7 protein-coding genes and 1 pseudogene are annotated in these 9,402 nt (G+C 69.8%); 3 read left to right on the top strand and 5 right to left on the bottom strand.

Annotation, left to right across the window (positions count from 1 at the left end; all coding sequences use genetic code 11):
* Positions 1–84: 84 nt before the first annotated feature.
* Positions 85–153, top strand: a pseudogene (locus V6S85_RS26385) (hypothetical protein); the annotation flags it as partial.
* A gap of 78 nt (positions 154–231) precedes the next feature.
* On the opposite strand, the gene V6S85_RS26380 reads toward V6S85_RS26385, so the two are convergent.
* A complete protein-coding gene (locus V6S85_RS26380) occupies positions 232–3,165 on the bottom strand; it encodes a M16 family metallopeptidase (RefSeq protein WP_334350793.1) in 2,934 nt (977 codons plus the stop codon).
* A 221-nt stretch (positions 3,166–3,386) separates the two neighbouring features.
* Between V6S85_RS26380 and V6S85_RS26375 the strand changes: the two genes are divergently transcribed.
* Positions 3,387–4,640: a serine hydrolase domain-containing protein gene (locus V6S85_RS26375; RefSeq protein ID WP_334350792.1), complete on the top strand. Its 1,254-nt coding sequence runs from the start codon at positions 3,387–3,389 to the stop codon at positions 4,638–4,640.
* A 634-nt stretch (positions 4,641–5,274) separates the two neighbouring features.
* Here V6S85_RS26375 and hfaD read toward each other — a convergent pair.
* The 3 genes from hfaD to hfaA are packed head-to-tail and all read right to left on the bottom strand — an operon-like array spanning position 5,275 to position 7,880.
* Positions 5,275–6,504, bottom strand: a complete 1,230-nt coding sequence (hfaD, locus tag V6S85_RS26370; protein WP_334350791.1) for a holdfast anchor protein HfaD — start codon at positions 6,502–6,504, stop codon at positions 5,275–5,277.
* Entirely contained in the window at positions 6,431–7,435 is a 1,005-nt protein-coding gene (gene hfaB, locus V6S85_RS26365; RefSeq protein WP_116565611.1) for a holdfast anchoring protein HfaB, read from the bottom strand. Before hfaB ends, hfaD begins: the two co-directional genes overlap by 74 nt.
* Positions 7,425–7,880, bottom strand: a complete 456-nt coding sequence (gene hfaA, locus V6S85_RS26360) for a holdfast anchoring protein HfaA (protein ID WP_116565609.1) — start codon at positions 7,878–7,880, stop codon at positions 7,425–7,427. The genes hfaB and hfaA overlap by 11 nt, the downstream gene beginning before the upstream one ends.
* A 228-nt stretch (positions 7,881–8,108) precedes the next feature.
* On the opposite strand from hfaA, the gene V6S85_RS26355 reads away from it, so the two are divergent.
* Positions 8,109–8,540 carry a CBS domain-containing protein gene (locus V6S85_RS26355; protein WP_116565607.1) on the top strand — a complete coding sequence of 144 codons (432 nt, stop codon included), beginning with the start codon at positions 8,109–8,111 and terminating at the stop codon, positions 8,538–8,540.
* Positions 8,541–8,650: 110 nt separating this feature from the next.
* Here the strand turns inward: V6S85_RS26355 and V6S85_RS26350 are convergent, their stop codons facing one another.
* A complete protein-coding gene (locus tag V6S85_RS26350) occupies positions 8,651–9,079 on the bottom strand; it encodes an RrF2 family transcriptional regulator (RefSeq protein ID WP_101711835.1) in 429 nt (142 codons plus the stop codon).
* Between the last annotated feature and the right edge of the window lie 323 nt (positions 9,080–9,402).

Here is a 9,402-nt window from a genome sequence, read left to right as displayed (position 1 = left end):
CGGGGTCGTGAGGTGGGGGCGGCCGCCGCGGGGGGGGGGGCGGCGGCCCCCCGCCGGCCGCCCCCCCCCCAGACCGGGCGCTGTGCCGGCCGTCGCCCCCTCCGTCACGGCGCGTATCCGCGCCGCGCCACCTCCCCCGTTGCACGGGGGAGGAGTGAAGTCAGTGGGAGCCGAAAACGGCCCCCTCCGGCCCTTCGGGCTGCCTCCCCCGGAGGGAGAGGGATCTTGGCGTCACTTCTCCGGGCGGACCTCGAAGGTCCAGCTCTTGTCGTCGGCCAGGAAGGTGCGGGCGGCCTTCTGGACGTCGGCGGCGGTGACGCGCTGCAGGCCGGCGATCACCGAGCGGGTGGCGTCGAGCAGACGCGGGTCGGTCTGGGCGCCCGACAGCGCGCCCAGCCAGTATTCGTTGGTCTCGCGCGCCTTCTCCAGCTGGTCGATGCGCGGCAGCTTGGCCCGCTCCAGTTCGTCGGCGGTGACCGGCTTGTCGCGCAGGTCGGCGGCGATCTGGCGGACGCTGGCGATCACCTGGTCGATCTTCTCGGGCGGAACCTCGACCGACAGGCCGATATAGCCCCAGCCCGGGAAGGTGGCGTTGTGGGTGGCCGAGACCGAGGGCGAGTAGGTCGCGCCCTGCTTCTCGCGCAGTTCGTCGGTCAGGCGCAACTGCATCACCGAGGCCAGGACCTGGGTATTGCGCGAGCGTTGCAGGTCGCTGAACAGGTCGTCGGTCTTCCAGGCCATGAACAGCAGGCCCTGGTCGGCGCGGCCCTTGTGGGTGCGCACCACCGGAACCTTGGACGGGGCGGGGAAGGCGATCCTGGCCGCATCGGCCGGCGCCGCGACGCCGGTGCGGACGGGCAGGGCGCCGAAGGTCTCGCCGACGGCGGCGATCGCCTTCTCCACCGTGGTGTCGCCCACCACGACGATCTCGATCTGGCCGGTCGACAGCGGACCGCCCACGGCCGCCTTCAGCTGGTCGATCGAGCCGTCGGCGATCTCCTTGCGATCGGGGAAGGCGAAGCGTTCGTCGCCGGGGTGCATCAGCGACGACAGGTCGCGGCCGACCACGCCGCTGCTGGTGCGCTCCAGCTGGTCGTGGATCGTGCCGTAATAGGTCTTCACGCGGTTGAAGGCCTCGGGCCGCCAGCCGGCGTCCGACGCGTAGGCCGCCAGCACCTGCAGCTCGGTGGAGAGGTCCTCGGGACGGGTGCGGCCCGACAGCACGAAGGCGTCGTCCTCGACGCCGAGGCCGGCGTTCCAGACCTTGCCGGTCAGCACCTGCTCCATGTCCTGGGCGGTGATCTGCTTGAGGCCGCCCTCGATCATCGACGAGGCCGACCATAGCGGGCTCTGGCCGGTCTTGGACAGGTCGAGCAGGCCGTTGCCGATGCGGGCCTTCACCAGGATCTGGTCGTCGCGGAACTTGGTCGGCTTGACCGTCAGGCGCACGCCGTTCTCGAAGCGGACGAAGACGGCGTCCAGATCGGTGACGTCCTTCTGCTCGACCGCCTTGCCGGTGGAGCCGAACACCGCATAGGGCCAGGTGGTGGCGGCGGGCGCGGCCGGCGGGGTGACGGGGGCCTTGCCGGCTTCCTGGTAGGCGGCGGTGACGCTCGCCTCGCCGCCGTCGATGGCGGTGGGCGTGGGCAGCACGATCAGCGGCCCCTGGCCGGCGAACAGCGACTTGACCGCGGCCGAGACGGCGTCGGCCTTCAGGTCCTTGGTGATGGCCTCGAAGGCCGCCAGGTTCTGCGACGGGCTGGTGGGCACCTCGCGATCGCCCAGCGCGCCGACGATCTGGCCGGCCAGGGCGGGCGTGCGCTGGGTGGCCTCGCCGGCGGCGGCGGCCACGTAGGAGGCGCGCATGGCGGCGATCTCGCGGTCCAGCTCGTCCTGGCGCACGCCGAACTGCATCAGCCGGCGCTGCTCCTGGTCGAGCACCTGCAGGGCGGTCTTCCAGCCGCCCGGCTTCACCTGGGCGAACAGGCCGTTGATCTGGGCGGCATGGTACTGGTCGTTGCGCAGGGCGCCGGCCGAGATGAACGGCGGCTCGGCGCTGCGGGTCAGGGCGCGCAGGCGGCGGTTCAGCACCGCCATGCCCAGCGACTCCAGCATGTATTCGCGGTCGGACGCCTTGGTCTCGACACGCAGGTCGGGCGACTGCACCCAGCCCAGCTGGACGGACTCGCCCGAGCCCGGCTCGACGATGACCTTGGCGGTCAGGCCGCGCTGGGCGATGGCGCCCAGATCGGGACGCTTGCCCGGCTCGCCCTGGCCCTTCCAGTCGCCGAAGCGGGCCTTGATCTTGGCTTCCATGGCGTCGACGTCGAAGTCGCCGACGGCCACGAACACCGCGTTCTCGGGGCGGTACCAGGCCTGGTAGAAATCACGGATGCGCTGGGCCGGGGCGGTGGAAATGACGTCGGTCGTGCCGATCGGCAGGCGCGAGGGCGGACGCTGGCCTTCCAGGTTGAAGGCGAAGCCCTGCTTGAAGACGCGATAGCCGGGGCTGTCGCGGGTGCGTTCCTCCGACAGCACCACGCCGCGCTCGCGGTCGACGGCGGCGGGGTCGATGGTCAGCTCGCCGGCGGCCTCGCGCAGCAGCATCATGGCGTCGTCGACCGTGCCGTCGTCGGTCTTGGGCAGGTCGAGGGTGTAGGTCGTCTCGTCGAAGCTGGTCGAGGCGTTGGTGTCGGCCCCGAAGGCCAGGCCCCGGCGCTCGAGGATCTTGACCATCTCGCCTTCGGGCACGTTCTTGGAGCCGTTGAAGGCCATGTGCTCGAGGAAGTGGGCCAGGCCCTGCTGGTCGTCGGCCTCCATCAGCGAGCCGGCGTCGAACCACAGGCGCAGCGCGCCCTGGCCGGGCGGGGTGGCGTTCTTGCGGATGGCGTAGCGCATGCCGTTGGGCAGCACCCCGAAGCGGATGGCCGGATCGACGGCGACGTCCGAGACCTCGTGCGGCCACTGGCCCGGCTTGAGGTCGGAGAACTGGGGTCCCGAGGTCTTCGCCGGCGCGGCGGGCGCCTTGGCCGGAACCGGGGCGGCCGATGACGGCGCGGCGTCCGCCTTCTTGTCCGAGCCGGGCAGGACCGAGGAGAGGGTGGAGCAGGCGGTGAGCGCCAGGCCGGCGGAAACGACGAGCGCCAGGCGCGAGACAGAGATCATGGAGACCGTTCGATTACCGGAAGTGTCGGGGCGGCAGCTAAGCCTTCGCGCGTGGCGCAAGCAAGGCCGTGCGGCGGCGAAGTCGGCGTTCGGCGCTTCAGAATTGCAACATCCGCGCGTCTGGCCTGTGGGAAACTCGCTGGTCCGCCTTGCGGAAGGGGGACCGGCCGCCCACTCCCTTAAGAGGCCGGAGCGCATCCGGCGACGAGGGAGTGCGTCACATGCGTCTTTGGCTTGCGGGCTTTGCGGCCCCCGTCGCGATCCTGGCGGCCCTGTCCGGCGCGCCGGCTCTGGCGCAGGTCCAGGCGCCGCCGGCCGCCGTGCTCGCGCCCGCGCCGGACGCCGCGCTTTCGGCTCGCATCGACGCGGTCGTCGACCGCGCGATCGCCGACCAGCGGCTGGTGGGCGCGGTGGTGCTGGTCGCCCGCGACGGCAAGCTCGTCTATCACCGGGCCGCCGGCCTGGCCGACCGCGAGGCCAAGGCGCCGATGCGCGAGAACACCGTCTTCCGCCTGGCCTCGGTGACCAAGCCCTTCGTCAGCGTGGCGATCATGCGGCTGGCTGAAGAGGGCAGGCTGTCGCTGGCCGATCCGGTGACCAGGTGGCTGCCCGACTTCAAGCCGACCCTGGCCGACGGCTCCACGCCCACGATCACCCTGGGCCAGCTGCTCAGCCACACCGCCGGCCTGACCTATGGCCTGGCCGAAAAGGCCGACCATCCGTACCACCAGCTGGGCGTCTCGGACGGGCTCGACATCTCGGGCCTGACGCTGGACGAGGACGTCGCCCGCATCGGCAAGGGGCCGCTGGCCTTCGCGCCGGGCTCGGCCTGGCGCTATTCGCTGGCCATCGACGTGCTGGGGCTGGTGGCGGAGAAGGCCGACGGCCGGCCGCTGCCGCAGGTGGTGGCGCGCACCGTCACCGGCCCGCTGGGCCTGAAGGACGCGGGCTTCCAGGCGACCGATCCGGCGCGCCTGGCCACGCCCTACGCCAACGCCGCGCCTGCGCCGACGCGGATCACCGACAACCAGGATGTCTCGCTGGGCGCCACCGCCGTGCGCATGGCGCCCAGCCGCGCGGTCGACCCTGCCGCCTTCCCCTCGGGCGGGGCGGGCATGGTCGGCACGGCGGGCGACGTGCTGGCCCTGCTGGAAGCGGTGCGCACCGGCGGCGGCGGCGTGCTTTCGGCCGCCAGCGTCCAGGCGATGACCACCGACCAGGCCGGGATCAAGGCCGCGACGCAAGGCCCGGGCTGGGGCTTCGGCTACGGCTACGGCTGGGCCGTGCTCGACGATCCGGCGATCGCCAAGACCCCGCAGGGCGCGGGCACGCTGGCCTGGGGCGGGGTCTATGGCCACAACTGGTTCGTCGATCCGAAGGCGGGGCTCACTGTCGTGCTGCTGACCAACACCGCGTTCGAAGGCATGAACGGCCAGGTGACGCGGGAACTGCGGGACGCGGTGTACGGGCGGTAGGCCCGGCGCCGACACCCTCCGGCCCGTTCCTCAAGACGCTCCCCCTGAAGGGGGAGCTGTCGCGAAGCGACTGAGGGGGAAGTTGCTGCTGGTATTGGGGGCATACTGACGTCATCAGATACTTCCCCCTCCGGCCCTCCGGGCCACCTCCCCCTTCAGGGGGAGGATCTTGGACGGGCGGGAGCCTATTTGGGCAAGCTCCCGATGGATGGGTTTACGTCCCCCATCCTCATTTAAGCCTGGTCCGGCCCTGCTCACGCAGCTCCGGCGGCCCCGCTCGATCGCATCCACGTCGCCGCTTCGGGCCGGATCCTTGCGCCCTCTCCCTGCGACGGGACAGCTCTGATTATGACCCGGGTTTCAGCGCGTCTGATCCAGCACGCTGAAAAAGTTGCAAGTGATTGAGTTCGTGGGACTCTTTTTGGCGAGCGCCGGGGATCCACGCTGCTCTATCCCCGTCCGCGCTCCTGATCCTTCTCCCTGGAGGGAGAAGGTGGCCTGCGAAGCAGGTCGGATGAGGGGTTAGGGACCGGAGACGGCGTGCCGGCACGCCGGCTGGCGGCGTAACCCCTCACCCTCCCAGGCTGTCGCCTGGGCCCCTCCCTCTCCCTTCAGGGAGAGGGATTTCGGGGGGCTAGTTCGATCTCACATAAAACGCCGCGTCGTTGCCGACGGCGCGGGCGGTGCTGGTGATCGAGCGGGCCGAGCCGGTGACGGTGGTGGTGGCGCGCGAGGAGACGTCGGCGTTGTTGACCTGGGTGTTGTTGCTGGTCATCGAGCCGCCGCAGGTTCCGCACACATAGCCGCCGACCGAGTTGCCGGCCGCGCTGGCGCGGGCGCCGATGTCGTAGCCGTCGTGGCCCTCGGCGCTGGCGATCACCTCGACGCCGCCGCCGTCGTTGGTCTGGACGTTGTCGAGCACCAGGGCCGCGCCGGTGTTGCTGACGACCGCGGCGTTGCCCACCCCGTAGGCGCTGCTATTGGCCGCGCCGAACTGGTAGGAGGTGGTCTCGGCCTGCGAGCGCACATAGGCGGTGTTGTACTGGTGGTTGGCCACGTCGAGCAGCGGGCCGACATTGGTGGCGTTGAGGTTGTTGCCCGCCGCCGAGGTCGAGGTTTGGGTCAGGTAGGCGTTGCCGTAGGCGGTGAACTTGCTGGCCTGCACCAGGTCGGAGGTATTGCCCTGGTCGGTGATGACGCGGGCGGCCGACTGGTTGGCGCCGTCGATGTCGATGTGGTTGCCCGCCGCCGTGCCGGCCACGGTCGAGGTTCCGCTGACGTACTGCACGATCGCGCCGCCGTCGGCCATGACGTCGCCGGAGTTGGCCTGGCTGATCCGCGCCCCGGCCGCGCCGTTCTGCAGCCACAGGCCGTGGGTGTTGCCGGTGGCCTGGGTGTCGACCGCGAGGTCGCCGGCCCGGGCCGTCTCGGCCTCGACCTGGCCCCGGGCGGTCACCGCGCCGCTGTTGGTCTGCACCATGAAGCCGCGGTAGGTCGCTTCTTCCGCGCCCGCATTGCCGAAATTGCCGGCCGCCTGGGTCGCCACGACGCTGGAGGCGCCCATCGAGCCCGAGGCGTTGACCACGGCGTGGCCGTAGACCGAGCCTTGGTTGACCTGGTTGGACGTGGCGTCGACGTCCACGCGCGAGCCGGCGATGCCGACATTGTTGCCGGTCGCCGACGTGGATGCGCTGACGCCTTCCTGGACGGTGACGACGTTCAGGGTCTGCTCGCTGAAGATGTCGCGCAGGTTCAGCTGGTCGTTGAGAACCTGGCCCTGGGCGAAGGCGCTAGTAGCGGCCGCGACGCACAGAGGGATCGCTGCGATCGTTCCAGCGAGACGGATCTTCGCGGGTCTGCGCATTGTTGCTTCCCAGGTTGTTGTAGGCGGGCGTGAACGCGCCCGTGACGCCGACGGTGTCGGCCCCGAACGGATCCGACTGCAGGCAGCTTTGCGGACCCGGCATGCCGTAGAGGTTGGCGCTCATCTCGACGACCGAACGCTCGATCAGCGAGCGCACGGCCAGCTGCACCGGCTCCAGCGCGCCCTTGCCGGCCGACAGGTCGAACAGGTTGTTGTTGGCGAAGGCGAAGATGCCGGCGCTGACTTCGCGGCCGATCACCTGCTTCTGGTAGGAGATGACGTCTTCCACCACCAGGGTGCGGCTGTTGATCAGGCGCAGGTCCATGGCGATGTTCATCACGAACACGCGGCGCTTGAAGTTGGCCTTCAGCCCGTCGGTGTCGAGGTCGCCGCCGTAGAGGTCGGCGCCCGCCGAATGGATGTTGTAGTTCAGCTCAGTGACGCCGCCGACGAGATAGAAGTCCGAGCCCGCGACTTGGCCGGCGACGATCTTGCGATAGTCGGCCGGGGCGTCCGGCGTCGGGGCCGGGCGGTCGGAGATCAGCTTGTTGTTGGCGTACTTCAGTTCCAGTTCGGACACCGAGGTGTCGAAGCGCTCGACCATCGGCATGCCGGCCTTGGCGAAGGCGGTCATGGCCATCAGCGAGGCGCCTTGGGTGACCTTGCGGCCCGAACCGTCGGACTCTTCCTTGCCGGTGTAGTCGGCGATGCGGCCCACGGCGATGCGTGGGGCGGCGACGCGGTTCTGCCGGGCGTAGCTGGCCAGGCAGTTCAGCGCCGTCGAATAGGGGGTGGGGTTGGCCGTGACCGGCGCCGTGCCGATGGGACGGGCGTAGTTGCCCGCGTCCAGGCGCTTGGGCATGCCGCCGCCGCAGGCGCTGAGCGCCGTGCAGGCCGCGGCCACCATCAGGAAGACGCGCTTAGTTGCCATTGGAGACACCGCCGTTGGTCGACGCGCCGGCGCTGACATTGCCGTTGTTGACCTGGTTGGAGTTGACGATCACCGTGTTGTTGTTGCCCTGGGTGATGACCGTCAGGTTGTTGCCGATCGCGGTCGAGCCGGAGAAGCCGCCCAGGCTGCCGACGCCCGAATAGCTGTCCAGCGAGCCCGACGAGCTGCGGCTGGAATAGACGCTCTGGTCGCTGCCGGTCAGCATGACGCCGTCGACGATGACGCGGTTGCCGTTGGCGTCGCGGGTCGAATAGTCGACGACGTGGTTTTCCTGGCCGGCGACGCGGCCGTAGCCGGCATTGTAGGACGCGGAGTTGCTGCCCATGGACTGGGCCATGGCGGCGCCCGAAATCAGCACGCCGGTGAGGGCGGCGACCGCGCCGAGGGCCCGAACCAGGGGCTTGTTGTTCTTCTTTGAGGCCATGACGGGCTCCGCGACTGTCTGTCCGGGGCTTGCAAGCAACCCCCGTGCCAAAACCGGACACGCCAACATAGGCGGTAAGGTATCCAGAATTGGTTAAACGCGGCGGGTGCGACGGTTTGGGCGCGCCGCGACGCGGCGCGTCGTGGCCTGGATCCCCGATCCGCCATTGATCCCGACGCGGGTTTGCGAGACCTTCGTTATGCAAGTGCGATCAGGGAGGATTGCGTTTTGTTGGTGTCCCAGATTCTGAAGACCAAGGGCGACCTCGTGTTCACCGCCTCGCCCCAGGAAACCGTCGGCGCGGCCGCGGCGCTTCTGCACAGCCGCAAGGTCGGCGCCATGGTGGTGCTGGAAGCCGACGAGTCCATCGCGGGCATATTGTCGGAACGCGACATCGTGCGGCAGATCGCCAAGGAGGGCGCCGCGGCGCTTTCCAAGCCGATCTCGGCCTGCATGACGCGCGACGTCATCTTCGCCCAGCCCGACGAGAGCGTCGACGACCTGCTGGCCAAGATGACCGACCGCCGCATCCGCCACCTGCCAGTGGCCAGGGGCGGACGCCTGGTGGGCATCATCTCGATCGGCGACCTGGTGAAGTACAAGATCCAGGAAGCCCAGGCCGAGGCCGACGGGCTGAAGGCCTATATCGCCGCCGGCTGACGGCGGGATCTTCGCGAAGGCAAAGGGCGCTCCCTATAGAGAGCGTGGAAGCAGGCTCGTCCTCGTCGAGGGCGGGCCTTTCTCATGAGCGCTCTTCTATATGTGCGGGATCAGCCGATCAGCTCGGCGCCCTGGCCGGTGACTGCGTCGGCCAGGCTGTAGCCCTCGAGCACGGCGGCGGTGGCGTCGCGGGCCCGCAGCAGGGCCTCGCGCAGGGCGCAGGTGGCCAGGTCGCTGCAGTCCTCGCAGCGGCGGAAGGCGGTGCGGCTGACGCAGGGGGCCAGCGCCAGGGGGCCGTCGACCAGGCGGATGATCTCGGCGAAGCTGATCTCCTCGGCGGGACGGGCCAGCAGGTAGCCGCCGAACTTGCCGCGCCGGCTGGTCACCAGCTTGTGGCGGGCCAGGCCCAGCAGGATGGCTTCGAGGAACTTGCGGGGGGCGTCGGCGCGCAGGGCCAGTTCGCCGGCCGTGACCTGCTCTTCCGCGCGGGCCAGTTCGACCATGGCGCGCAGGGCGTAGCGGGCTTTCTGGGACAACATCGGCGGCGTCTCTCCTTATAGAGCGCTCTATGGAGGCTGCACGGCGGGGTGTGCAAGCGGTTCCGCTTGATGAGCCCTGGCCGGCCCCTGGCGATTCCATGCACAGATCCGCTCACAGCTAACCTGTGGGGGCGGGCGAAATTGGGTTGCGGCGGGGCAGGGGGCTGTCTAGAAGCCGCACCTCGCTGCGGGGGACACGCTTCGCCGCTCGGAAATGAAGGTTTCGACTTGCATTTCGAGCGCTGGATCGCTAAGTTCCGCGGCCTCAATCGACTCGGGCAGCTGGATTGCCGACGGCCTTTGGCCTTCGGGAGGGAGCGCTT

The sequence above is a fragment of the Caulobacter sp. CCNWLW153 genome (assembly GCF_036889365.1).
GTDB classification, from domain to species: Bacteria; Pseudomonadota; Alphaproteobacteria; order Caulobacterales; family Caulobacteraceae; genus Caulobacter; species Caulobacter radicis.
Note: the sequence above shows the minus strand (reverse complement) of the source record. Positions and strands in the feature narration are given on the sequence as shown.